Genomic DNA, 22,639 nt, shown 5'->3' with positions numbered 1-22,639 from the left:
GCCGGGCGTGACATGCCCCCGGCCGAGTCCGACGCCGGTCTGCTCGCCCCCGGGTGGACCGGCTCCCCGGCGGCGGCCGCGACCGGCGACGACGCCTGTCTGAGGGCGCTGCTCGACGCCGAGGCCGCCCTGACCCGTGCCCAGGCCACCCTCGGGCTCGCCCCCGCCGAGGCCGCGACGGCGGTGACCGAGGCAGCCCGCTCCGGCGCCTTCGACGTACGGTCCCTCGCGGAACGCGCCCGAGGCGGCGGCAACCCGGTGATCCCCCTGGTCGCCGACCTCACGGCGGCGGTCGGCGCGGCGTACGGCCCGTACGTCCACCGGGGCGCCACCAGCCAGGACATCCTGGACACGGCGACGATGCTGGTCGCCGCCCGCACCCTCGACCTACTGCTGGCCGACCTCGGTGGCACGGAGTCCGCGCTCGCCGCACTGGCCGGGGAGCACCGGGACACGGCGATGCCCGGACGGACACTCACCCAGCACGCCGTGCCGACGACCTTCGGACTGAAGGCGGCGGGCTGGCGGTCGCTGGTGCTGGACGCCCGGGACCGGGTCGCGGTCGTACGGACGAGCCTGCCCGCCCAACTGGGCGGCGCGGCAGGCACGTTGGCCGCCTTCACCGTCTTCGCCCCGGTGACCGGCGACGGGGCACCGGGCACGCCGGTCGACACGTCGGCCCTAGTCTCCGCCTACGCCCGTGAACTGGGCCTGCGGGAACCGGAGTTGCCCTGGCATACGCTGCGCACCCCGATCGCCGACCTCGCGGGGGCGCTCGCCGTCACCGCGGGGGCCCTCGGGAAGATCGCGGTGGACGTGCTCACGCTGGCCCGCACCGAGATCGCGGAGGTCGCCGAGGGCAGCGGCGGCGGCTCGTCCGCGATGCCGCACAAGGCGAACCCGGTCCGCTCCACGCTGATCGCGGCGGCGGCCCGGCGGGCACCCCAGCTCGCGGCCACGCTGTACGGGGCGATGGCCGCCGAGGACGAACGGCCGGCCGGGGCCTGGCACGCCGAGTGGGAGCCGCTGCGGGATCTGCTCCGGCTGGTCGGGGGCGCCGCGCGGGACGCGGCGGAGCTGACCCGGGGGCTCCGGGTCGACGCGGACGCCATGCGGCGCCACCTCGACCTCACCCATGGGCTGATCGTCTCCGAACGCCTGGCCGCCGAGCTGGCGCCCGTACTCGGCCGGGCCCGCGCCAAGGAGCTGCTCACCCGGACCGCCGCCCGCGTCCACACCGAGGGGCGGCCGCTCGCCGACCTGCTGGCCGAGGAGCCCGACCTGAAGGACCTCGACCTGGCGGACCTCACGGACCCCGCCCGCTACACCGGCTCCGCCGGAGACCTCACCGACCGTGCCCTGGAGCGACGTTGACGGACACACTGCTCGACCACCGTGCGGAGGGACCCGCCTCCGCTCCCCCGCTGCTGCTCGGCCCGTCCCTCGGTACCTCCACCAGGCTGTGGGACAAGGTGGCGCCCGAACTGTCGATCACACACCGGGTGATCCGCTGGGACCTGCCCGGGCACGGCGGCTCCCCCGCCGACCTGATCGCCGCCGGGGCGACGGTCGGCGACCTGGCCGCGCTGGTGCTGGCCCTCGCCGACTCGCTGGGCGTCGAACGGTTCGCGTACGCGGGGGTGTCCCTCGGCGGGGCGGTGGGGCTGCATCTCGCCGCGCACCACCCGGAGCGGGTCTCGTCCCTCGCGGTGATCTGCTCCTCGTCGCACTTCAACGGGGAGAAGCCGTGGCGGGAACGGGCCGAGCTGGTGCGGCGGGAGGGGTTGGCCGGGCTCGCCGAGACCGCCGACTCCCGTTGGTTCACGCCCGGGTTCACCGTGCCGGAGCTGGTCGACGACCACCGTCGGGCCGACCCGGAGGCGTACGCCGCGTGCTGTGACGCGCTCGCCTCCTTCGACATCCGGGGCGCGCTGCCGGGGATCACGGCGCCGACCCTGCTGGTCGCCGGGCGGGAGGATCCGGCGACCCCGCCGGCGCATCTGCGGGAGATCGCGGACGCGGTGCCGGGCTCGTCGCTCACCGAACTGTCCGGCGCGTCCCATCTGGCGCCCGCGGAACGCCCGGAGGCGGTGCTGGCCGCGCTGCGCGCGCACTTCGACGGGTATCCGGGGCGTGGGATGGAGGTACGCCGCCAGGTCCTCGGCGATCCGCACGTGGACCGCGCCCAGTCCCGCCAGTCGCCGTTCACGGCCCGCTTCCAGGACTTCATCTCCCGCTACGCCTGGGGGGAGATCTGGACCGACCCGACACTCTCGCGCCGCGAACGCAGCATGATCACACTGACCGCGCTGGTCGCCCACGGCCACTACGACGAACTGGCCATGCACATCCGAGCGGCCCGCCGCAACGGCCTCACCCCCGACGACATCGCCGCGGTCCTCCTCCAGACAGCCGTCTACTGCGGAGTCCCCGCAGCCAACTCAGCCTTCGCCACGGCTCAGCGGGTGCTGGCGGAGGAGGTGAGTGAGAAAGAGGCCTGACCGTCGGGCAAGGCCCTCCCTCGCAAGGGGGACCATCGCGAGTACCGGAGCATCGTCCGCGGCCCGCCGCTTTGCGGTCGCGACCGCCACCGTGGTGAGTGCGGAAAGGCTCCCTAGACGAGCCGGGCGATGGCCTCCCGTGCACGGTCGACAAGACCGTCCGCTCCGCAGGACTCGGCCAGGGTGAGGCCGCGCTGCAGTTCGGACGTCGAGCGGGTGACGATGCCGTAATCGACGCGGGCCGCGGCGTGTTCATACGCGGAGGGTGAGGCCTCCAGGTAGGTGACGGCCTTGGCGTACAGGGACGCGGCCTGCTTGCCCGTGGCGAGGGAGGCCTCGAGACGGAGCGCCTCACCGATGGCCGTGTCCGTGCCGAAGCGCTCGGCGCGACGACGGACGGTGGCGGCGAGCTCGGCCGCACGGCGAGGGTCCTCGTTGGCGAGGGCCCTCGCGAGCGCACCGGCCCACGTGGCGGAGACCGTGTTGTAGTGACACCGGGCAGCAGTCGCCTTCTCGGCGGCCTCCAACTCGTTGATGCCTTCCTTGGTGCGGCCCACGGCGAGGAGCAGTCGGCCCCGCACGGAGCGCGGCTCCGGCATCACGATCGTGGACGGGTACGGCGGCGCGAAGTTGTACTGCTCGGCGACCTGCCAAGCCTCCTGGACGTGCCCGCGGACGAGCAGTGTGTCGACGAGGTTGCAGGTGGCGCTCCAGTACAGGGGCAGTCCCCTGCCGACCCGCTCGGCGAGCACCAGTGACTTGCGCAGGAAACTCTCCGCCTCCTTGAGCCTGCCCCTCAGACGATGGACGAGGCCCACGTGCGCGTGGGCAAGAGCGAGGTGACCGCCGCTCCAACCGGCGGACTCATAGGTGCGCAGAGCCTCCGTGCACAGTCCTTCCGCTCGGTCGAGCCGGTCCGCGTAGGCGTACGCGACGGCCAGCAACAACAGCAGTTCGATGCCCCACTCGGTGTCCGTCCAGCCGAGTCCTGGAGCGAGGCGGCCGTTGACGAGTGCGCGGTCGCAGTGTTCGGCGACCACCTCGGCGTTCTCACCTCGTGTCATCGCGTCGTAACCGCGCAGGATGAGCAGCGCCCGTTCGGAGTTGTCCCTGCCCCTGCAGGTCTCCGCGAGTCGGGCGAGCTCCTCGGAGTGAGCCGGTGGGAGGTCCTCACCCACATGAATGGTGTCCCACATGTAGCGCACGGCCTGCAGCCGCATTCTGGCGGGTCCGGAGTCCAGGCGGGCGATCTCCGCGTCAACCGTCCGGATGGCCTCGTCCGACTGATCGTTGTGGAGCAGCGCCTGCGACAGGCGGAATACCGCGTTCACTCGTTCCGCGTTGTCGAGGCCCGGTTCGGCGAGGGCCGAGCGGAGGTATTCGACTGTTTTGGCGGGGGCCGTGAGGAGGGTGGCGCAGCCCAGTTCGTAGAGGACGCGTACGCGGACGTCGGGGCGGGGCGGTTCCTGGAGGGCGCGTTCGAGGCAGCGCCGGGCCGCTTCGGGGGCGCCGACGGCGAGGTGCTCGGTCGCGGCGGCCCGGAGCTGTTCGACGAGCTCGGGTTCGCCGTCGGGCAGGACCTCGATGAGGTGGCGGGAGGCCGCCGCGGGTCCGCGTCCGGACTCGGTGACGACGGTCGCGGCCACGCCGTGGAACGCCGTGCGCACGCTGGGCAGGATCGAGTCGTAGACGGCGGTGGCGATCAGGGGGTGGACGAACACCAGGTCGCCGTCGTCCGGCTGGCGGTTGGCCGGGTCGGGCGGGGTGAGGATGCGGGCCTGGGTGAGCAGTTCGGCGCACTCCCGCGCCGTGTCCATGGGCAGCCCGGCGAGACGGGCGACGATCTCCACGGTGATGCCGGTGTGCAGGATGGCGGCCGCCCAGGCGAACCGGGTGGCTTCGACGCCGAGTTCCTCCAGACGGGCGACGAGTCCGTGGCCACGCGCCGTCCTGTTGAGGGCGCGCAGTTCGGCGGCGGAGTCCTCCACCGGGTCCAGCTGGCTGTCCCTGACCTTGGCGAGGAGTTCGACGGTCTCGTAGGGGTTGCCCGCGGTGACCGCCCACACCTCGCGGCAGAACGCGTCGTCCGCGTGTTCGCCGACCGTGCTGCGGGTGAGCCCGGCAGTGGCGTCGGGCGTGAGCGCGCGGATCTTCGTGACGGGCCCGGCGACGGCGGCGATCTCCTGCAGATGGCGCGCCTGTTCCCCGGTGGCCTCGCCGGGGCGGCGGGCGACCACGACGAGGACGCACATCTCGGCCAGCCGTCCGGTGAGCGCGGACAGCCAGTGCAGGGTCTCCTGGTCGGCCCAGTGGGCGTCGTCGATCAGCAGCACGAGGGGCCAGGTCCGGCGGACGAGCCGGCCCACGGCGGCGACGAGGCCGTCGCACACGTGCTGGGGGTCGGCGGGTGTCTCGCCCGGTTCGGCGAGACCGAGGGCGGGGCCCGCGATCTCGTACCAGTCGCCCAGGTAGTCACGGGTCTCGCCGTCCATCAGCTCCAGCAGCGCGGGCTGGAGCAACTGGCGCACCACGTTGAACGGGACGGACGTGACGGTCTCGCCGCCGCGCGCGTACCAGGCGGTGCAACCGCGTTCCTTGGCGATGCGCCGGGCCTCGGTGAGCAGGGCGGTCTTGCCGATGCCCGCCTCGCCCCGGAAGACCAGGACTCTTCCCGGTGACGTCTGGTCGACGCGGAGCTCCTCGATCGCGTCCGTGATCGCGGCGAGCTCCGCGTCGCGCTCCCACAGGGAAGCCGAGGCGGCCGTGTCGGGCCGTGCCTCCGTCATCCCGGTACCTCCCCAGGTCGCCCAAACGACGTACAGGTGATTGAGCGTAGCCGTCCGACTGCCGAAGTGGAGGCTGGTCGGGGCACCTATTGCCGTGTCGGGTGACAACGGGTTGCCGCAGGGCGACGCTTACGGCCGCCCACCTGCCGTGTTGCGTGTGAGGGACGGTCAACTGGCCGTGACGGGCCACCGGTTCGCCGGTGTGCCGGGCACGGCCGCAGGGAGGTGGGATGCCGATGACGCTCCAGGGGACGCGGTCCCGTCGGGCGCTGTTCGCGGGCTCGGTCGGCAACTTCATCGAGTGGTACGAGTTCGGGGTGTAGAGCTCCTTCGCGACGATCATCGCGGCACGGTTCTTCACCCCGGAGGGCGGCGGCGCGGTCGAGGGGCTGGTGAGGACGTACGCCTCGTTCGCGCTGGCGTTCTTCTTCCGACCGGTGGGCGCGGCGCTGTTCGGCAGGCTCGGCGATCGGATCGGCCGCCGTCCGGTGCTGATCCTGGTGATCGGTCTGATGACGGTGTCGACGGCGTTGATCGGGGCGCTGCCCACGTACGCGGAGATCGGTGCGTTCGCGCCCTGGCTGCTGACCTCGCTGCGCGTGCTGCAAGGTCTGTCCGCGGGCGGGGAGTTCGGGGGCGCGGTGTCGGTGATGACGGAGTTCGCGCCGACGGGCCGGCGGGGGCTGTGGACGCCACGGGCGGGGAGGCGGCGTACGACGTGGACGGCGCCCTGGCCGCGCGGGGTGCCGTCCACGAACCGCTGCTGCGCCGGTTGCTCGACGAGCCGTACTACGCGCTGCCCGCGCCGAAGACGACGGGCAAGGAGCTGTTCCACGGGGGTTATCTGCGCGACGCCCTGGCCGGTTTCCCCGGGCTGCCCGTGCGGGACGTCGTCGCGACCCTGACCGGGCTCACCGCCCGGACCGTGGCCGGGGCCGCCCTCGCGGTGCGGGCGACGGAGGTGATCGCGTCGGGCGGCGGCACCCGTAATCCGGTGCTGATGCGGATGCTGGGCGCCGAGTTGGCGGGGGTCCCGTTGCGGGTCTCCGACGAGCTGGGGGTGCCGGCGGCGGCCAAGGAGGCGTACGCCTTCGCCGTCCTGGGCTTCCTGACCGTGCGGGGGCTGCCGGGCTCCGTCGCGTCGAGCACGGGGGCGCGGCGTCCGAGTGTCCTGGGGTCGGTGACACCCGGGCGGGCCGGGTTCCCGCCGGGGCCGCCGGACGGCACACGACCGCCGGTACGGCTGGTGGTCGGGCGGGCACCCGGCGGTTCCTGACGGGCATCGGCCCCCGCCCATCATCGGCATATCGGGGTAATCCAGATCATCGTGCGGAAGTGCGCTAAGGGGTCGGAACCGCGCTCGGCGCGACCAATTCCGGTCCCCTCTCATCCGCTTCTCACTCCGGCCTCATACGGTGGCGTCATGACGCAGGTGACTCCTCCCGGCTGGTACCCCGATCCCGGCCAGACGAATGACGCGCCGCCCACCGAGCGCTGGTGGGACGGAAGGGCGTGGACGGACCAGGTCCGGCCCGCGGGCTCGGCCGGGACGTTCGGCCCTCCGGCCTTCCCGCCGGCGGCCGGGCCGTATCCGCCCGGCGCCGCACCGGCGTATCCCGGATACCCGGCGTACGGCACCCCGGCGCCGAAGCGCGGGCTGCGCACGGGCATAGCCGTCACCGTGGCCGTCGCGGTCCTGGCGTGCATCGGGATCGGCGCGTACGCGCTGGTCGGCAGGGACAGCGGCAGCGACGGCAGTACGACGTCGCAGGGCTCCGGAGGGCAGGACGGCCGGGGCGGCGACGGCGGGCGGGACGGGGGCTCCGGCGGTCAGGGCGGGCCCGGCGGCTCGGGGGGTTCCGGTGGCTCCGGCGGGCAGTCGCCGGCGCCGGACGGCTCGGGGAGACCGCCGCAGACCGAGGACGGGTACGCCACCGACTCGGCGAGCGGCATCAGCATCCCGGTGCCGGACGGCTGGGTCACCTCTCCGCTGCCGGTCGGCGCGCAGGTGGTGACGGAGGCGTCGTACAAGTGCCCCGCCGACCCCTCGAAGAACTGCACGCGCGGCGGCGCGTACTCGATGCCGGCCAAGGAACTGAACCTGAAGGCCACCACGGCGGAGGCGGCGGCCAAGGAGGACATCGCCCAGAACGCCGAGGACGCCTACGGCACCGAGGGCTACGGCAAGATCAGCTCGCACAAGGAGCTGGCCTCGAAGGCGGTGACCGTGGCCGGCGAGAAGGGCTATCTGGTCCGCTGGAAGGTGGCGACCGGCAAGGGCGACGACGGTTATGTCGAGTCGCTCGCGTTCCCGTCCCCGGCCGACTCCTCACGGCTCGTCGTGGTGCGCTTCGGCATCGACGTCAGCGACGAGGCGCCCGAGCAGTCGGTGATCGACGACATCACCAAGGGCATCAAGAAGGCGGCGATCACCAGCGGCGGGGGCAACGGCCAGGACGTGTGAGCCGGCCGGGTGGGGTTCCTCTCCGCTCCAGAGGAACCCCACCCGGCCGAGGGGTGCGCGCCGCCCCCGTCCCCACGGTGCGGCGCGATCGAGTCGCCGTCCGGTCATCCCTGGACGGCGGCCCGAGCATCAGGTGAGACCGAGTGCGGGGAACACGGCCGCCTCCAAGAATCTGATGATGTACGTCTCGTCCGCGTCCTGCCCGTCCAGGACCGGGCGGGCCCGGAGCACCCCGAAGATCTGGGCCGGGACGAACTCCAGCGCGGGATGGCCGGCGGGGACCTCACCCCGCGCGACACCGCGGTCGATCATCGCCTTGAGGGCGTCGATCTCGGGCTCGACGAGGGCGTGGCGCAGGGCGGCCCGCAGCTCCTCGTCCTGGACGACGGCCTGGCCGAGCGCCTGGTAGATCCGGCCCTCCAGGGCGAACCCCTCGCTCGCCTGCCGGGCCACCTCGCACAGGTCACCACGGAGGGACCCGGTGTCGATGCCGCCGAAGCGGACGCTGCGGCGGGCGCGCAGCGCCGCGGCCACGAACTGGGGCTTGTTCTTCCACTGCCGGTAGAGCGTGGACTTGCTGCATCGGGTGCTCGCGGCGACACCCTCCATGGTCACCGAGTCGTAGCCGCACTCTCGGATCTGTTCGAGCACGGCGTCGAAGAACTCCCGCTCACGCTCGGGCGTGATCTTGGAGCGGCGCGAGGCGACGGCCGTGTCCGGCCCGTCCGCGGCCTGCGACGTCATGACTCTCGTCTCCTTCGGTCGGGTCACCTCTCCGGGCCTGCCGGGACGCCACTGTACCGGAACGCCAACGTATCGGTACAGCACCGTATCGATACCCCCTAGTTTCGGTACAGTGCCGTATCGGTACACTCGCGTATCGGAACTGTCCCGTATCGGAACAGGTCCGTATCGGTACGCGTTCGTGTCGTTCGTCGTGCCACCAGGAACCAGCGCCACCAGCGCCGTCAGGGAAAGGGCCGGGGGATGGAATGCCGCACCGCGCCTCCAGAGCCGGCCGCCGCGACACCGCGGCCGCCCCTCGTCCGTGAGCTCCTGCTCGTCGCGGGTCTCTTCCTCCTCTACAAGTTCGGCCGGACGCTGACGAGCGGGCACACCGCCGAGGCGTTCCGCGACGCCGACCGCGTCTGGGAGTGGGAGCGCGCGCTCCGGCTGCCCGGCGAGGGGGCCGTGCAGTCGGCGCTGCTGCACGGCGACACGCTGGTCCACCTCGCGAACGTCTACTACGCGACCGTCCACTTCCCGGCCACCGCGGCGTTCCTGGTCTGGCTGTACCTGCGGCGCCCCGCGCACTACGTGTGGGCCCGCCGGATCCTCGCGGCCGTCACCGCCGCCGCCCTGCTGCTCCATCTGGCCTTTCCGCTGGCCCCGCCGCGGATGCTGGAGGCGGCGGGGCTCGTCGACACCGGGCAGGTGTACGGGCCGACGGTGTACTCGGCCGTCCCGGCGACCGACTCGCTGGCGAACCAGTTCGCTGCGATGCCCTCGCTCCACTTCGGCTGGGCCCTCGTGGTCGCGATCGGGCTGATCGCCGCGACCCGCTCCCGGTGGCGCGTGCTCTGGCTGCTGCACCCGCTGGTCACGCTGCTGGTGATCGTCGGCACGGCGAACCACTACTGGCTGGACGCGATCGTGGCGGGCGGGCTGCTGGGCATCGCCCTCGCCGTGATCCGGCTCCCGCGCCGGACGGCCACGACCGCCCGGCGGCCGGTGGGCCTCTCGCCCGTCGAGGAGCCCGCGCTGGTCGGAGCGGGCCGATGAACGCCACCCTCGTCGCCGTCGCCCTCTCCCTCGTCTCGGCCGTCGCCTACGCGGCCGCCGCCGTCGCCCAGGAGCGGCTCGCCGCTCGCGACGCCGGCACCGGGGTACGACGGATGCTCGCCAGCGGCGCCTGGTGGAGTTCGGTCGCGCTCAACGCCGGGGCCGCGCTGCTGCACGTGGTCGCCCTGAAGTACGGGCCCCTCACCGTGGTCCAACCCCTGGGCGCGCTCACCCTCGTGGCCGCCGTGCCGCTGGGGGCGCGGCTGGCCGGGCGACGGGTCGGCGCGGTGGAGTGGCGCGGTACGGCGCTCACGCTGGTGGGGCTCGCGGCGATCCTGGTCACCGCGTCCGGTTCCGCTCCGGGCGACGTGCTGAGCGTGCCGGAGGCGGTCGCCGTCGCCGGGGCCACGGCCGCGCTGATCGGGCTGCTGTCCCGCCGCGGCACCCGGCCCGGACTGCGGCACGCGACCGCGTCCGGGGTGGCGTCGGGCGTCGCGTCCGCGCTGACCCAGACGGTCACGGTGGCCGCGACCGACCCCTCGGGCGCGTTGCTGAGCGTCGAGGTCGTCGTCGTGTCCCTCCTGGTCGCGGCCTTCGCCGTGGGCGGCCTGTTCCTCTCGCAGACGGCCTACCGGGGCGGCCTGGGCGCCCCGCTCGCGGTGGTGACCCTGACGAACCCGGTCGCCGCCGCGGTGATCGGCCTGTCCCTCCTCGGCGAGGGCCTGCGGGGCGGCGCGGCGGGCGTGCTCCTCGCCCTGGCCGGGGCGGTGGTGGCGGGCCGGGGCGTGGTCCTCCTGACCCGCGCCCCCCGCACCGCCCCGCACCCGCACCCGCACCCGCACCCGGCCGACGAGACCCACCCGGTGGCCGCGGTCCTGTCCCTGGAGCCCCGGCAGGCCCCCACGGAACCGTCACTGCGCCCCGAACTGACCCCGCTCTGACCTCCCGGGCCGGAGGCAGCGACCGCGCTCTCGGACCGTCAGGCGTCGGCCTTCCGGCCCAGCGCCGGGTCGCTCACGCCCACCCGGCCGTTCTCCACATGGCCCGCGAAGCGGCGGACGTAGCCGGGGGCCGCCGACGTGGTCACCGTCAGGTCGTACCAGCGGTGGCTCGCCCGGAGATCCACGACGCGCCGGACGGTGGCCCCGGCCCGCACCCGGAAGGTACGGCCCCGACCGGCGCCGTACCCGCTGCGGATCCTCAGGCTCAGCGCGGCGGAACCCTTGTTGGTGAAGGTCAGTTCCAGGTCACCGCCGACAGGCCGCGCGGTGACCTCCAGCCCGGCCGACGGGCCCGTGCCCGGCCCCTCGAAGACGCGCAGGAAGCCGTTCGGGCCGTGCACCGTGAGGTCGTAGGAGCCGCCGGAGGCCGCCAGGTTCCATCTGTCGGAGAGGGTTGTGCCCGCCCCGGTGGTGTACGTCCACGGCCCGTCCGCGCGGTTGCCGGAGGTGACGAGGAACGCGGCACCGGCCCTCGCGCCGGAGGCGAAGGTGAGCGTGAAGGTCCCGGCGGCCGGGTCGGCCGAACCGTCCACCCTGGGCGCGTACAGGAGCGGCCGTGCGGGCCGCAGGCCCCGCTCCTGCCTCGGCATGCTCGGGTCGGCGGGCACGGTCGGCCGGTAGTCGGGGTGCCGTTCGCGGTCCGGCGGCTCGTACGCGTCCGTGTCGGGCAGCGCGGCCGGCCGGCTGTCCTTGCGGGAGAAGTCGAACGCGGACGTCAGGTCACCGCAGACGGCGCGCCGCCACGGCGAGATGTTGGGCTCCCGCACCCCGAAGCGGCGCTCCATGAACCGCACGATCGACGTGTGGTCGAACGTCTCGGAGCACACGAAGCCGCCCTTGCTCCACGGCGACACCACCAGCATCGGCACCCTCGGTCCGAGCCCGTACGGCCCGGCGACGTGCGTCGCACTCCCGGCGAACAGGTCCAGGCCGACGTCGACGGTCGACCTGCCCTGCGCGGCCGAGCGCGGCGGCAGCGGCGGCACGACGTGGTCGAAGAACCCGTCGTTCTCGTCGTACGTGATGAACAGCGCGGTCCGCGCCCAGACGCCCGGGTCGGAGGTGAGCGCGTCGAGGACCTGGGCGATGTACCAGGCGCCGTAGTTCGAGGGCCAGTTGGAGTGCTCGGAGAACGCCTCGGGCGCCGCGATCCAGGAGACCTGCGGCAGCCGGCCCGCCTTCACGTCCGCCTTCAGCTGGTCGAAGTAGCCGTCGCCGGCCTTGACGTTCGTACCGGTGCGGGCCTTGTCGTACCAGGGGTCGCCGGGCTTGGCGTCGCGGTACTTGTCGAAGTAGAGCAGGGAGTTGTCGCCGTAGTTGCCCCGGTAGGCGTCGGCGATCCAGCCCCAGGAACCGGCCGCGTCCAGGCCGTCACCGATGTCCTGGTAGATCTTCCAGGAGATCCCGGCCGCTTCGAGGCGCTCGGGGTACGTCGTCCAGCCGTAGCCGCGTTCGTCGTTGCCGAGGACGGGGCCGCCGCCGGTGCCGTCGTTGCCGGTGCAGCCGGACCACATGTAGTAGCGGTTCGGGTCGGTGGAGCCGATGAACGAGCAGTGGTACGCGTCGCAGACGGTGAAGGTGTCGGCGAGTGCGTAGTGGAACGGGATGTCCTCGCGGGTCAGATACGCCATGGTCGTGGTGCCCTTGGCGGGCACCCACCTGTCGTACTTGCCGCCGTTGTAGGCGGCGTGCCCGTCGGGCCAGCCGTGCGGCAGGCCCTCCAGGAACCGCATGCCGAGGTCGTCGGCCTCGGGGTGGAACGGCAGGACGTCCTTGGTGCCGTCCGACTGGTGCCACACCGTCTTGCCGTTGTCCAGCGTGACCGGATGCGGGTCACCGAAGCCGCGTACGCCTCTCAGCGAGCCGAAGTAGTGGTCGAAGGACCGGTTCTCCTGCATGAGGACGACGATGTGCTCGACGTCCTCGATGGTGCCGGAACGGTGGTGCGCGGGCAGTGCCGCGGCCCGCTGGATGCTGGCCGACAGAGCGGTGAACGCCGTGGTGGCGCCCGCTACCTGGAGGAATCGCCGCCGGTTGACTTCAGGCATGGGTGGATGACCTCTTGTCCTGACGTGGTGCGTCGGATGTGACCTGCGCGCCGGGGGTGCTGCGCGGGGCTCTCGAAGCGCCCCCGGGGGAATGGTCCAAGAGGAACGAATGCCGGGGAAGGGTCCGTGGCGCGGATGTGACCCAGCGGGGACCACGACGCGAACAGCGCCGGGCGGGTCAATACACCTAGGTGCGCAGCGCGTCCGAGAGGGACTTGGCGCCGCCGTGCGCGGTGAGGCCGCCGTCGACCGGGATCTCGGCCCCGGTGATGAAGGAGGCGTCGTCGGAGAGCAGGAACACCACGAGCGGGGCGACCTCGTGGACGGTGCCGACCCGGCCGAGCGGTGTCTCACGGAGGTTCGCCTCGCGGAAGGCGGGCGCGGCCGAGGCGGTCATGTCGGTCTCGATGAAGCCGGGGTGGATGGTGTTCACGCGGATGCCCCGGGGCCCGAGTTCCGTGGCGGCGGCCTTCGACAGCCCGCGCAGCGCCCACTTGCTGGCCGTGTAGGCGACCGGGTAGTGGCCGGTGAGCGCGGCGGAGGAGCCGACGTTGACGACGGACGAACCGGGCGGCATCAGCGGGGCCAGGTGCTGGATCCCCAGCAGCGGGCCGGTGACGTTGACGGCGTGGACGCGGGCGAAGTCCTCGGGGCGGACGTCGCCGACGCGGGCGCGCCAGGTGACGCCCGCGTTGTTGACGAGGCCGTGCACCTGCCCGTACGACTCCCGCAGCCAGCCGGCGAGTTCGGTCCACTCGCGCTCGCTGGTGACGTCGAGGCGGCGGCAGTCGCCCTCCGGTCGCGCGTCCGTGGCGACGACCCGGGCGCCCGCCCCGGCCAGTGCCTCGGCCTCGGCGGCGCCCTGGCCGCGCGCGGCGCCGGTGACGACGACCACCTTCCCGGCGAGCCTCCCCCTCGTGCTCACGGCCGCTCCCGGGTGCGTCGGCGGGCGGTCGGCAGCGGCACCGGATCGGCGCCCGGGACCACCGTGTTGGAGACCGTGCCGATGCCCTCGACGGTGAGGGTGACGGTGTCGCCGGGCCTCAGCGGCGGCGGGAACGCCTCGCCCCGTACGCCCCACAGTTCGGCGAGGCAGCCGCCGTTGCCGCAGGTGCCCGAGCCGAGGACGTCGCCGGGGCGCACCCAGGTGCCCCGGGAGGCGTAGGCGGTCATCTCCTCGAAGGTCCAGCTCATGTTCGACAGCAGGTCCCGCCCGACGACCTCGCCGTTCACCGAGGCGGTCAGGGCCAGCCGCAGGAAGCCGTCGGCGTCCCGGAACTCCTCCAGTTCGTCGGTGGTGACGAGGTACGGGCCGAGGGTGGCGGCGGTGTCCTTGCCCTTGCAGGGGCCGAGTCCGACCCGCATCTCACGGGACTGGAGGTCCCGGGCGGACCAGTCGCCCAGGATCGTGTAGCCGACGATGTGGTCACGGGCCTGTTCGGGGGTGAGGTCGCGGCCCGCGCGGCCGATGACCGCGGCGACCTCCAGCTCGAAGTCCAGCAGCCCGGAGCCCGGCGGCACGGGTACGTCGTCGTACGGGCCGATGACCGCGTACGGGTTGGTGAAGTAGAAGGTCGGCGCGTCGTACCAGGCGTCGGGCACCCCGCCCGCCCCGTCGACCGAGCGCCGTACGCCCTCGACGTGCTCCTCGAAGGTGACGAAGTCCCGGACGGTGGGCGGTTCCAGCGGCGGCAGCAGCCGTACGTCGGCCAGCGGCACGGCGGGCCCGGCCGGGCGGGCCCCCGCCGCCGCGTCGAGCGGCGAGGTCCCGTCCGGCAGCGGCCGTACGAGGGTGCCCTCGACGACTCCGCAGTGGCGCCGCCCCCTGTACAGGTAAGTGGCGATGCGCAAGAGTCGGCGCCCCTTACACCGGCGGGGCGACGAACACGCCGCGGTCGACGTCGTTGAACGACTCCTTGGCGACCAGTTCGTTCATCGGGTTCGCGGTGCCCCACTGGTCGGCGACCTCGGGCCGGGAGAAGTCGTAGACGTGGGGGTGCCAGGTGTCCTCGTCCAGCAGCTCCAGTTCCGTCGTGTACTCGACGGTGTTGCCGTGCGGGTCCAGGAAGTACGAGAACGTGTTGTCGCCCGCCAGGTGCCGGCCCGGCCCCCAGACCTTCTTGAAGCCGGCGCGGATCACGCGGCCGGAGCCGCGCATGTACTCGTCCAGGCCGCGCATCTCGAAGGAGACGTGGTGCAGGGAGGTGTGCGGGCCCTTGGCGATGGCCATGGAGTGGTGCTGGTTGGAGATGCGCATGAAGTGCATGACGTCACCGACGTGCGGCGAGCTGAGCGTGTCGGAGTGGCGGAAGCCGAGGTGGGTCTCGTACCACTCACGGGTCCTGTCCAGGTCCGGCGAGTTCAGCACGACGTGCGACAGCTTGACCGGGATCGACTCCTTCTCCTCGATCTTGCGGTGCTGCCGTACGTCCACATCGGCGGACACTTCGATGGTCCGGCCGTCGACGTCGAAGAAGCGGAAGCCGTAGCCGCCACCGGGTGTGTCGATCTTGCCCGGCTGGGAAATCAACCGCACTCCTCCCGCGAGGAGTCGTTCGGCGAGGGTGTCCACGTCCGCCGCGCTCGCAGCGCCGTACGAGACGAGGTCGAGGCGCTTCTCCTCGGCCTTGCGCAGCCGCACCACGTACTGTTCGGGGCTGCCCTCGGCGGCGAGGAAGGAGATCCCGGAGTCCTCGTCGACCTTGGTCAGGCCCCAGACACCGGCGTAGAAGTCGAGCTGCTTGTCGTAGTCGGGCACGGCGAGGTCGACGTGCCGCAGATGGGTGAGCAGGTGTCCGCTCATGGTGGGTTCTCCTCCTGTGTGGGGGTCAGGTGAGGCGCAGCAGCGTTGTCGCGTTGCCACCGCGCACGGCGTGGAAGTCGTCGTCGGGCAGGCGTGCGGCGCGCAGTGCGCCGACGGGGTCCTCGGTGCCCATGTCGAAGGGGAAGTCGGAGCCGAGCAGCACACGGTCCGGGCCGACCGTGCCGATCAGTGCCCGCAGTACCTGCGGGTCGTGGACCAGGGAGTCGAAGTACAGGCGCTTGAGGTAGCTGCTGGGCAGGTGGGCGCAGCCCGCGCCCGCGTCGGAGCGGGCCGACCAGGCGTGGTCGGAGCGGCCGATGTGGGTGGGCAGATAGCCGCCCCCGTGCGCGGCGACGACCTTCAGCTCCGGGTGCCGGTCCAGCACCCCGGAGAAGATCAGGTGTGAGAGCGCGACGGCGTTCTCGGTGGGCTGGCCGACGGTGTTGGACAGGTACCACTGGTCGAGGCGCTCGTCGAGCGTGCAGCCGAAGGGGTGCAGGAAGAGGATCGCGCCCGTCTCCTCGGCCCGGGTCCAGAAGGGTTCGTACGCCGGATCCGACAGCTCCCTGCCCGGCGCGTGCGAGGAGATCTCGACGCCCAACAGACCCATGTCCATGGCGTGTTCGAGTGCGCGCACCGCCGATTCCGGGTGCTGTAGGGGGACGAGGCCCAGACCGCGCAGCCGGCCGGGCGCCTGGGCGCAGTGGGCGGCCGTCGCCTCGTTGGCGAGGCGGTACACCTTCTCCGCCGTCTCCTCGTCCGCCCACTGGTGGTAGTGCGACGGGGACGGGCTGACCAGCTGGACGTCCACGCCCTGCGCGTCCATCGCGGCCAGCCGTACGATCACGTCGGTCAGCCTGGGGACGCGTGCGCGCACCATGGGGCCGTTGACGGCGAGGGCGGCGGGGCCGTTGCGGCGGACGTCCAGCGCCCTGGCCCTCGCGAGGCCCGGGTGGTCGGCGACCAGGGCGTCGACCTCGGGCAGCAGGACGTGCGCGTGGACGTCTACGGTGGGTGCGGTCACGACGTCGGCGGTGGGCACGGTCACGGCAGTTCCTTGAGGACGGCCATGGTGGCGCCGATCAAGGCCGGTACGTCGCCGCGGACACCGTCCAGCTGCCACTGCCCGATCCGTACGGAGGCGTCGACGACCTTCCTGACCCGGTCGATCCGCCGCTCGTAGTAGCGCGTCAGCAGGTCGTCGTCCCAGGCCGCGCCGCTCGTCAGCAGTTGGGTCAGCACCCAGGCGTCCTCCAGGGACATCGCCGCGCCCTGCGCCATCGTGGGCGGACAGCAGTGGGCGGCGTCCCCGACGAGGACGACCCGGCCCCGGTGCCAGGAACCCTCGACGAGCAGCCGGTCGAACCAGGTGTAGTTCACCTGCGCGGGATCGGTGATCGACGCCCGGATCTCGTCCCAGACACCGCCGTAGCCCTCGGCGAGACGGCGCATCTCCCGCGCGTAGGACTCGGGCGGGATAGTGGCGCGGTCCCGGTTGGGCTCCACGAGGTACGCGTAGAGGGTGTCCTCGCCGGTGGGTGTGTAGCCGGCGATGAAGCACGGCCCGCCGTGGGCGAGGTCGCTGCGGGTCACACCGGCCGGGCGGGGCGCCGGGGTGCGCCAGATGGCCATGCCGGTCGGCTCGGGCTTGTCGTCGACACCGATGGCGGCGCGGGTCGCGGAGTTGAGGCCGTCGGCGGCCACGACCAGGTCGTAACGGCGCTCGGTGCCGTCGCTGAGGCGGACGTCGACGCCGTCGCCGTCCTGGGCGAGGATCTCGGCGGTGGTGCCGAGCCGGACGTGCGCGCCGGAGGCCCGGACGGCGTCGGTGAGGATGCGCTGGAGCACCGGGCGCCGCATGCCGAGGGTGGCCGGCAGGTCGTCCCCGCCGGTGCGGATGTCCTCGCTGACGTGGAGGACGGTGCCGTCGGGCGCGGTCAGTCCCAGGGAGTCGAAGCAGAAGCCGTGCTCGCGGACCTCGTCCCAGACGCCGATCTCGCGCAGCACCCGCAGGGCGTTGCCCTGGAGGGTGATGCCGGAGCCGCGTACGTTCCAGTCCGCCTGGGCCTCCACGAGGTCCACGGCGATGCCGGCCCGCCGCAGCAGGACGGTCGTCGCGTTGCCGGAGGTTCCTCCTCCGACGACCAGCACGGTTCTCTGTCTCTCCATGGCCGGCTCCTTCGCTGGGCGGGTCACTTGACGGCGATCGGGTTGACCGGTGAGCCGACGGCTCCGGTGACGGGCAGGGGCGCGGCGGTGAGCCAGAACGCGTACACGCCGTCGGCGGCGCAGTCCGCGGCGAGGGCGTCCGGGTCCCACATCTCGCCGATGAGCAGCCCGATGTGGGGGATGGCGACCTGGTGCAGGGGCTGGAAGGCGTGGTCGAACTCGTTGGGCCGGACCTCGAAGCCCCAGGTGTCGGTGGCGATCGCCGCGATCTCGGTGCGGTGCAGCCAGCCCGCCGTGGTGAACGACAGTCCGGGCGCGTCGCCGCCCGCGTAGTCACCCCAGCCCTCCCGGCGGGCCCGGGTCAGCCGTCCGGTCCGTACGACGACGATGTCCCCGCGGCCGACGGTCACGCCGTGGGCCTCGGCGGTCGCCGTCAGGTGCTCCTCGGTCACGGCGAACCCGTCGGGCAACTCACCGCCCTGTCCGACGACCCGGCCCACGTCGAGGAGGACGCCGCGGCCCGCGACGTACGGCGCCATGTGCTCGATGCCGGTGACCAGGTCTCCCTCGGAGGTGACGGTGGTCGCGGCGTCGCGCCCGTTCCAGGCCCTGCCGTGGTCGAAGATGTGGCCGAGGCCATCCCATTGCGTGGAGCACTGCAACGGCATGCTGATCACGTCGTCGGCGCCACCGATGCCGTGCGGGAAGCCCTGGTTGCCGAGGGCCGCGTCGGTGCCGGTGTCCAGCATGGTGTGGACGGGGTTGGTGCGGCGCCGCCAGCCCTTCTGCGGTCCGTTCATGTCGAAGGACTGCGCGAGGGAGAACGCGGCGCCCCGCCGGACCAGCGCGGCGCCCTCGCGCCGTTTGGCCCCGTCGAGGAAGTTGAGCGTGCCGAGCACGTCGTCGGCGCCCCAACGCCCCCAGTTGGAGCAGGCCTTGGCGGCCTCGGCGATGGCGCCCTCGGGGTCGGCGCGGTCGAGGGTCATCGGGTGGTCTCGGCGACCGTGCGGGTGCGCTGGGCGCCGAGCCCGGTGATCGTGCCGTCCATCACGTCGCCGTCGCGCAGCAGGCGGCCCCAGTGCAGGCCGTTGCCGGCCGGGGAGCCGGTCAGCACCAGGTCGCCGGGCAGGAGCCGGGCGGCCTGCGAGGCGTACGAGACGAGCCGCGCGACGCCGAAGATCATGTCCTTGGTGGACTCGTCCTGCATGGTGTCGCCGTTCAGCTTCAGTGTGACGCGCAGGTCACCGGGGTCGGCGATCGACTCGGCGGGCACGATCCACGGGCCGAGCGGGGTGAAGCCGGGCGCGTTCTTGCTGCGCAGCCAGTCGGTGCCGATGGCCTTCATGTCCCGGCGGAAGACGGTGGCCCGGTCGGTGAGGTCGTTGGCGATCGTGTACCCGGCGACGTGTTCCAGAGCGTCCTCGACGGACACCCGATGGGCGGGCCTGCCGATGACGGCCGCCAACTCCAGCTCCCAGTCGGGCTGTTCGGCCCAGTGCGGGAGCACGACGTCGTCGTAGGGGCCGGTGATCGCGCTCGGCAGGCCGGTGAACACGTACGGCAGGTCCTCGGCGGCCCGGTGGTCCATGACCGCGGCGACCTCCGCGCGTGCTTCCTCGGCCGTGCGGGGGTCGTCGGGGGCGCGGTGGGCGACCTCGAGGTCGATCACGTGCTGGCGGTAGTTGGCGCCGGACTGGAAGACCTGGCGGGGCTCGACCGGGGCGTGTACCCGCAGGCCCTCCAGTGGTTGCCGGTGGGCTGTGGTGTCGGCGGCGAGGTCGCGCAGACGAGGGAGGAGTTCGTCCCAGCGTTCCAGGATCTGCCGGGTCGTCAGGGCGGGCTCCGCGAGGGCCGCGCGCAGGTCCAGTACGTGTCCCCCGGGAATGACGAGAGCGGGGAAAGACGCCTGGCCCGGGGCGGAGAGGGAGCCGAGGGCGAAGGGTCCGGAGAAGGACGCGGAAGCGGCTGCGGGTTTCACGGGAATGTCCTCCAGATTGCGGTGGGACCAATCTGGGCCCTCGACCGTTAATCTGAGAAATAGATTCTTCAGATGTTGATCATCCACCTGGTAGATGCCATGAGTGGCGGCCCAGCCATGGAGGCGCCGTGTCCCTCTCCAGTCTCGATCTCAACCTCGTCCTGTCCCTGCGGGCCTTGCTGGAGGAACGCAACGTCACCCGCGCCGGGCAGCGCGTCGGGCTCAGCCAGCCGGCCATGAGCGCCGCGCTGGCCCGCCTGCGCCGGCACTTCGACGACGAGCTGATCTCACGCTCCGGCAAACAGTACGAACTGACCGCCCTGGGCCGCGCCCTGCTGGACCGCACCGCGACGGCGTGCGACCTGCTGGAACGGGTCTTCACCAGCAGGGCCGACTTCGCCCCGGACAGCGAGGAGCACGAGTTCACCCTGCTCACCTCCGACTACGCGCTCAGTGTCTTCGGCGCCGAGCTCGCCCACCGGGTGCACGCCGAGGCCCCGGGGGTACGGCTGCGGTTCCAGCGCACGCCCGGAGACGTCACGGAGGACACCGGAACCCTGCTCAGCACGGCCGACGGGCTGCTGATGCCGCACGGCGTCATCAGCGGCTTCCCGGCCGTGGAGCTGTTCGCCGACCGCTGGGTCTTCCTCGTCGCCGAGACCAACGACGAGGTCGGCGACCAGCTGACCATGGACGACCTGGCACGCCTGCCGTGGGTCGTCTACCAGCGCGCCTACGACGCCCCCGCCGCCCGGCAGTTGAGCATGCTCGGGGTCGATCCCCGCGTGGAGGTCTTCGTCGACAGCTTCCAGGCACTGCCCTTCCTGGTCGCCGGCACCCGGCGGATCGCCCTGGTTCAGCAGCGCCTGGCCGAACTGATGACCGGGGTGGCCGCCGTACGCCGTATGGAAGCGCCCTACCCGGCCGTCCCGCTCCAGGAAGCCCTGTGGTGGCACCCCGTCCACACCCACGACGCGGCCCACATCTGGCTGCGCGAGACGGCGGCGCGGGTGGGAGCGGAGCTGGGGGTGGCGTAGGGGGGAGTCGGGGGGGGCGGGAGGACCTCGGCGGATCGCGGTGGCGTTCGGGGCGCAGCGCTCGCCATGGCGGTGCCGAGACCATCCAGGAGACGGGTGATCGGCATCCTGGATCGCGATCGGAAAGAGGCCGGCAGGGCTCGCGCGGTACCCCCTGGTCGTCTCCACCCGGCGCCGGAGCCACCGCGCGCACGGCGGGACCGCACGGGGATCGCTTCCGCCCCGGTCGCCCCGCGCTGGGTCGCTTCCGCCCCGGTCGCCCCGCACGGGGATCGCTTCCGCCCCGGTCGCCCCGCCGACCGTCCGAGCGGTCGCCGAGGGCGTCCGGCCCCTCTCCTCCTACGGCCTCGCACGATACGGGCTCACCGGACACGGCCCCATCGAACACCGCCTCATCGAACACGGCCTCGCCGGATCGCCGCGCTTTGTCATGCGGATGGCTAGCAATCGCGGGGCCGTTGCTTCACGGTGGTGCCTCCTGTGCGTCCGACCGGCTCGGAGGGATCCAGCAGTGAGACGAAGGCGATTCGTGGCGGGGACGGTCGGCACCCTCGGAGGGCTCACGCTCGGCTCGTCCCCGGCCCCAGCCCCGTCCCCGTCCCCGTCCCCGTCCCCGTCCTCGTCCTCGTCCTCGTCCTCGTCCTCGTCCTCATCGTCGGGCCCGGCCCGGCGGGCCGCCGTGGTGCCGGCCCGTGCCGAGGGCTGGCAGGCCGTACCGGCCCCCGGCAGCACTCCCGCCGCGCAGTTGCGCCGGATCGCCGTCGCCGGGCCCCGGCTGGCGTGGGCCGTGGGTGAGGAGAACCTCTCCGGACCTGAGGGGCAGCGGGGGCTGGCCATGGTGTGGAACGGCACCGCCTGGACGAAGACGGACCTGTCGCATCTCACCCACACGCGACTGTGGGACGTCGCCGGAGTCGACAGGACCTCGGCGTGGTGCGTGGGCGAGCCGACCGGGAACGGCAGCCCGCTGCTGCGCTGGGCCGGAACCACCTGGCGCGAGGCAGCGTTCCCCGGCAGGGGCGAACCGGGCGTCCGGTTCACGTCGGTGGCGGTCGGCCCGGATCGGCAGGTGTGGGTCTGCGGCACCCGGGGCGGCAGCCTCCGGCTGCTGAACGGGAAGGGGCGACGGTGGCGTTGGCTGGACCCGCTGCCCGTCGGGAGTGCCAATCTCTACCGGGTCGTCGTGCGGCGACCGGGCGAGGTCTGGGTGAGCGGTGAACAGTCGAGCGGCGGGGGCTGGTCCGGCCTCGTGGCCCGGTGGGACGGAGCGTGGCGGGTCCTGCCCGCGATCGCGGGCCTGCGCCTGGGCATCGCCGACGTCCACGCGGCGGGACCGGACGACGTGTGGGCGGTGGGCACCGAGGCGGGTGTCGGCGGGCCGCCGGGACGACCGGGCAATCCCGCCCTCGCCCACTGGGACGGCAAGGCCTGGGCCCGGCTGGAAGCGGGCTTCACCCTCGGGTCGTTGAGCGGGATCGCCGGGGACGCGCGGGGCCGCGCCGCGTGGATCTCGGGCTGGAACTTCCGGGACCAGAGCAGCAGCACGTACCTGCGCCGGGACGGCGACGCCTGGACCGTCGTCCGGGGCCCGGCGGGCGCGGCGACCGCGCCGTACCTCAACGACGTGGCGCACGTCCCCGGCACCACCGGCTTCTGGTCGGTCGGCATGACGAGCCCCAGCCCCTACCCGCCCACCGAGGCCCACACCGAACGCCTCCTCCTCTGAGGCGAAGCCAAGCGCGAGCCGCGCCGACCGGCGGGCCTCGGCCGGTCGGCGGCCTCACCTGCCGGCGGCCTCACATGCCGGCGGCCTCGACTGTCGGCGGCCTCGACTGTCGGCGGGAGGGGGCGGGGAGCCAACGACGTGCGTGCCGTGCCCGCCGGTCAACTCCCGGACCCGGGCGGTGCCTTCGTCACCGCCTACCCACCGGCACCCGGCCGTCTCCCTCCCGATCACGACCTGACCAGCCCTTTCGTCGAATCCCTTCCGTCAGACGGAAGCCGTCTTGCCGAGTCGCCGCCGCCGTCAGGACTCTGGGTCCAACCACGGCACGCGGGGCGAGGGCGCCC

The 22,639-nt window shown here is 73.0% G+C and carries 17 protein-coding genes and 2 pseudogenes; 9 read left to right on the top strand and 10 right to left on the bottom strand.

All coding sequences use genetic code 11. The features are described from left to right. The first annotated feature begins 12 nt into the window (after positions 1–12). On the top strand, positions 13–1,374 hold the full coding sequence (gene pcaB / locus SMA5143A_RS05250; protein ID WP_107461788.1) for a 3-carboxy-cis,cis-muconate cycloisomerase: 1,362 nt from the start codon (positions 13–15) through the stop codon (positions 1,372–1,374). Continuing rightward, positions 1,371–2,501 carry a bifunctional 3-oxoadipate enol-lactonase/4-carboxymuconolactone decarboxylase PcaDC gene (pcaDC, locus tag SMA5143A_RS05245; protein ID WP_107461737.1) on the top strand — a complete coding sequence of 377 codons (1,131 nt, stop codon included), beginning with the start codon at positions 1,371–1,373 and terminating at the stop codon, positions 2,499–2,501. The genes pcaB and pcaDC overlap by 4 nt, the downstream gene beginning before the upstream one ends. Before the next feature lie 113 nt (positions 2,502–2,614). Here pcaDC and SMA5143A_RS05240 read toward each other — a convergent pair whose 3' ends face one another. Further along, a complete protein-coding gene (locus SMA5143A_RS05240) occupies positions 2,615–5,287 on the bottom strand; it encodes an ATP-binding protein (RefSeq protein ID WP_107461736.1) in 2,673 nt (890 codons plus the stop codon). A 230-nt stretch (positions 5,288–5,517) separates the two neighbouring features. Here SMA5143A_RS05240 and SMA5143A_RS42900 point away from each other — a divergent pair. The 3 genes and pseudogenes from SMA5143A_RS42900 to SMA5143A_RS05230 all read left to right on the top strand — a co-directional run. Then, positions 5,518–5,976 (top strand): annotated as a pseudogene (locus tag SMA5143A_RS42900) (MFS transporter); the annotation flags it as partial. After that, positions 5,940–6,563 (top strand): annotated as a pseudogene (locus SMA5143A_RS05235) (anhydro-N-acetylmuramic acid kinase); the annotation flags it as partial. The pseudogenes SMA5143A_RS42900 and SMA5143A_RS05235, both read left to right, overlap by 37 nt. Positions 6,564–6,710: 147 nt before the next feature. Further along, complete coding sequence (locus SMA5143A_RS05230) at positions 6,711–7,751, top strand: DUF2510 domain-containing protein (protein ID WP_107461735.1); 1,041 nt, start codon at positions 6,711–6,713, stop codon at positions 7,749–7,751. Positions 7,752–7,880: 129 nt separating this feature from the next. Here the strand turns inward: SMA5143A_RS05230 and SMA5143A_RS05225 are convergent, their stop codons facing one another. Next, positions 7,881–8,495 (bottom strand): TetR/AcrR family transcriptional regulator, encoded by a 615-nt coding sequence (locus tag SMA5143A_RS05225; protein ID WP_107461734.1) that lies wholly within the window; start codon positions 8,493–8,495, stop codon positions 7,881–7,883. Positions 8,496–8,738: 243 nt separating this feature from the next. Here SMA5143A_RS05225 and SMA5143A_RS05220 point away from each other — a divergent pair, with 243 nt between their 5' ends. Both SMA5143A_RS05220 and SMA5143A_RS05215 read left to right on the top strand, forming a co-directional pair. Beyond that, entirely contained in the window at positions 8,739–9,533 is a 795-nt protein-coding gene (locus SMA5143A_RS05220; protein ID WP_107461733.1) for a phosphatase PAP2 family protein, read from the top strand. Continuing rightward, positions 9,530–10,474 carry a hypothetical protein gene (locus tag SMA5143A_RS05215; RefSeq protein WP_107461732.1) on the top strand — a complete coding sequence of 315 codons (945 nt, stop codon included), beginning with the start codon at positions 9,530–9,532 and terminating at the stop codon, positions 10,472–10,474. Before SMA5143A_RS05220 ends, SMA5143A_RS05215 begins: the two co-directional genes overlap by 4 nt. Positions 10,475–10,512: 38 nt before the next feature. On the opposite strand, the gene SMA5143A_RS05210 is transcribed toward SMA5143A_RS05215, so the two are convergent. The 8 genes from SMA5143A_RS05210 to SMA5143A_RS05175 form a co-directional block, all read right to left on the bottom strand. Beyond that, positions 10,513–12,582 (bottom strand): phosphocholine-specific phospholipase C, encoded by a 2,070-nt coding sequence (locus SMA5143A_RS05210; protein WP_107461731.1) that lies wholly within the window; start codon positions 12,580–12,582, stop codon positions 10,513–10,515. A 187-nt stretch (positions 12,583–12,769) separates the two neighbouring features. After that, positions 12,770–13,507, bottom strand: coding sequence for an SDR family NAD(P)-dependent oxidoreductase (locus SMA5143A_RS05205; protein ID WP_107461730.1), 738 nt, complete (start codon positions 13,505–13,507; stop codon positions 12,770–12,772). After that, positions 13,504–14,433, bottom strand: a complete 930-nt coding sequence (locus tag SMA5143A_RS05200) for a fumarylacetoacetate hydrolase family protein (protein ID WP_107461729.1) — start codon at positions 14,431–14,433, stop codon at positions 13,504–13,506. Before SMA5143A_RS05200 ends, SMA5143A_RS05205 begins: the two co-directional genes overlap by 4 nt. Positions 14,434–14,446: 13 nt before the next feature. Further along, positions 14,447–15,385, bottom strand: a complete 939-nt coding sequence (locus SMA5143A_RS05195; protein ID WP_107461728.1) for a VOC family protein — start codon at positions 15,383–15,385, stop codon at positions 14,447–14,449. A gap of 25 nt (positions 15,386–15,410) precedes the next feature. Further along, positions 15,411–16,409 carry an amidohydrolase family protein gene (locus SMA5143A_RS05190; RefSeq protein WP_181361742.1) on the bottom strand — a complete coding sequence of 333 codons (999 nt, stop codon included), beginning with the start codon at positions 16,407–16,409 and terminating at the stop codon, positions 15,411–15,413. 20 nt (positions 16,410–16,429) lie between these two features. Further along, positions 16,430–17,554 carry an FAD-dependent oxidoreductase gene (locus SMA5143A_RS05185; protein WP_107461727.1) on the bottom strand — a complete coding sequence of 375 codons (1,125 nt, stop codon included), beginning with the start codon at positions 17,552–17,554 and terminating at the stop codon, positions 16,430–16,432. Between the two features lie 23 nt (positions 17,555–17,577). Then, positions 17,578–18,540 (bottom strand): cyclase family protein, encoded by a 963-nt coding sequence (locus SMA5143A_RS05180; RefSeq protein WP_107461726.1) that lies wholly within the window; start codon positions 18,538–18,540, stop codon positions 17,578–17,580. Continuing rightward, entirely contained in the window at positions 18,537–19,538 is a 1,002-nt protein-coding gene (locus tag SMA5143A_RS05175) for a fumarylacetoacetate hydrolase family protein (RefSeq protein WP_107461786.1), read from the bottom strand. The genes SMA5143A_RS05180 and SMA5143A_RS05175 overlap by 4 nt, the downstream gene beginning before the upstream one ends. A gap of 122 nt (positions 19,539–19,660) precedes the next feature. Between SMA5143A_RS05175 and SMA5143A_RS05170 the strand changes: the two genes are divergently transcribed. Both SMA5143A_RS05170 and SMA5143A_RS05160 read left to right on the top strand, forming a co-directional pair. Beyond that, positions 19,661–20,569, top strand: coding sequence for a LysR family transcriptional regulator (locus tag SMA5143A_RS05170; RefSeq protein WP_107461725.1), 909 nt, complete (start codon positions 19,661–19,663; stop codon positions 20,567–20,569). Between the two features lie 511 nt (positions 20,570–21,080). After that, complete coding sequence (locus SMA5143A_RS05160; RefSeq protein WP_258193325.1) at positions 21,081–22,295, top strand: hypothetical protein; 1,215 nt, start codon at positions 21,081–21,083, stop codon at positions 22,293–22,295. Positions 22,296–22,639 lie beyond the last annotated feature (344 nt).

Origin of the sequence: Streptomyces sp. MA5143a, assembly GCF_900290235.1 — a bacterium.
Lineage (GTDB): Bacteria > Actinomycetota > Actinomycetes > Streptomycetales > Streptomycetaceae > Streptomyces.
This window is presented reverse-complemented; position numbering and strand designations above follow the sequence as displayed.

Coding starts and splice junctions, on each gene's coding strand:
- SMA5143A_RS05225 (WP_107461734.1), bottom strand. CDS start 8,495: ATGACGTCGCAGGCCGCGGACGGGCCGGACACGGCCGTCGCCTCGCGC.
- SMA5143A_RS05180 (WP_107461726.1), bottom strand. CDS start 18,540: ATGACCCTCGACCGCGCCGACCCCGAGGGCGCCATCGCCGAGGCCGCC.
- SMA5143A_RS05195 (WP_107461728.1), bottom strand. CDS start 15,385: ATGAGCGGACACCTGCTCACCCATCTGCGGCACGTCGACCTCGCCGTG.
- SMA5143A_RS05220 (WP_107461733.1), top strand. CDS start 8,739: ATGGAATGCCGCACCGCGCCTCCAGAGCCGGCCGCCGCGACACCGCGG.
- SMA5143A_RS05230 (WP_107461735.1), top strand. CDS start 6,711: ATGACGCAGGTGACTCCTCCCGGCTGGTACCCCGATCCCGGCCAGACG.
- SMA5143A_RS05210 (WP_107461731.1), bottom strand. CDS start 12,582: ATGCCTGAAGTCAACCGGCGGCGATTCCTCCAGGTAGCGGGCGCCACC.
- SMA5143A_RS05185 (WP_107461727.1), bottom strand. CDS start 17,554: ATGGAGAGACAGAGAACCGTGCTGGTCGTCGGAGGAGGAACCTCCGGC.
- SMA5143A_RS05215 (WP_107461732.1), top strand. CDS start 9,530: ATGAACGCCACCCTCGTCGCCGTCGCCCTCTCCCTCGTCTCGGCCGTC.
- pcaB (WP_107461788.1), top strand. CDS start 13: ATGCCCCCGGCCGAGTCCGACGCCGGTCTGCTCGCCCCCGGGTGGACC.
- SMA5143A_RS05240 (WP_107461736.1), bottom strand. CDS start 5,287: ATGACGGAGGCACGGCCCGACACGGCCGCCTCGGCTTCCCTGTGGGAG.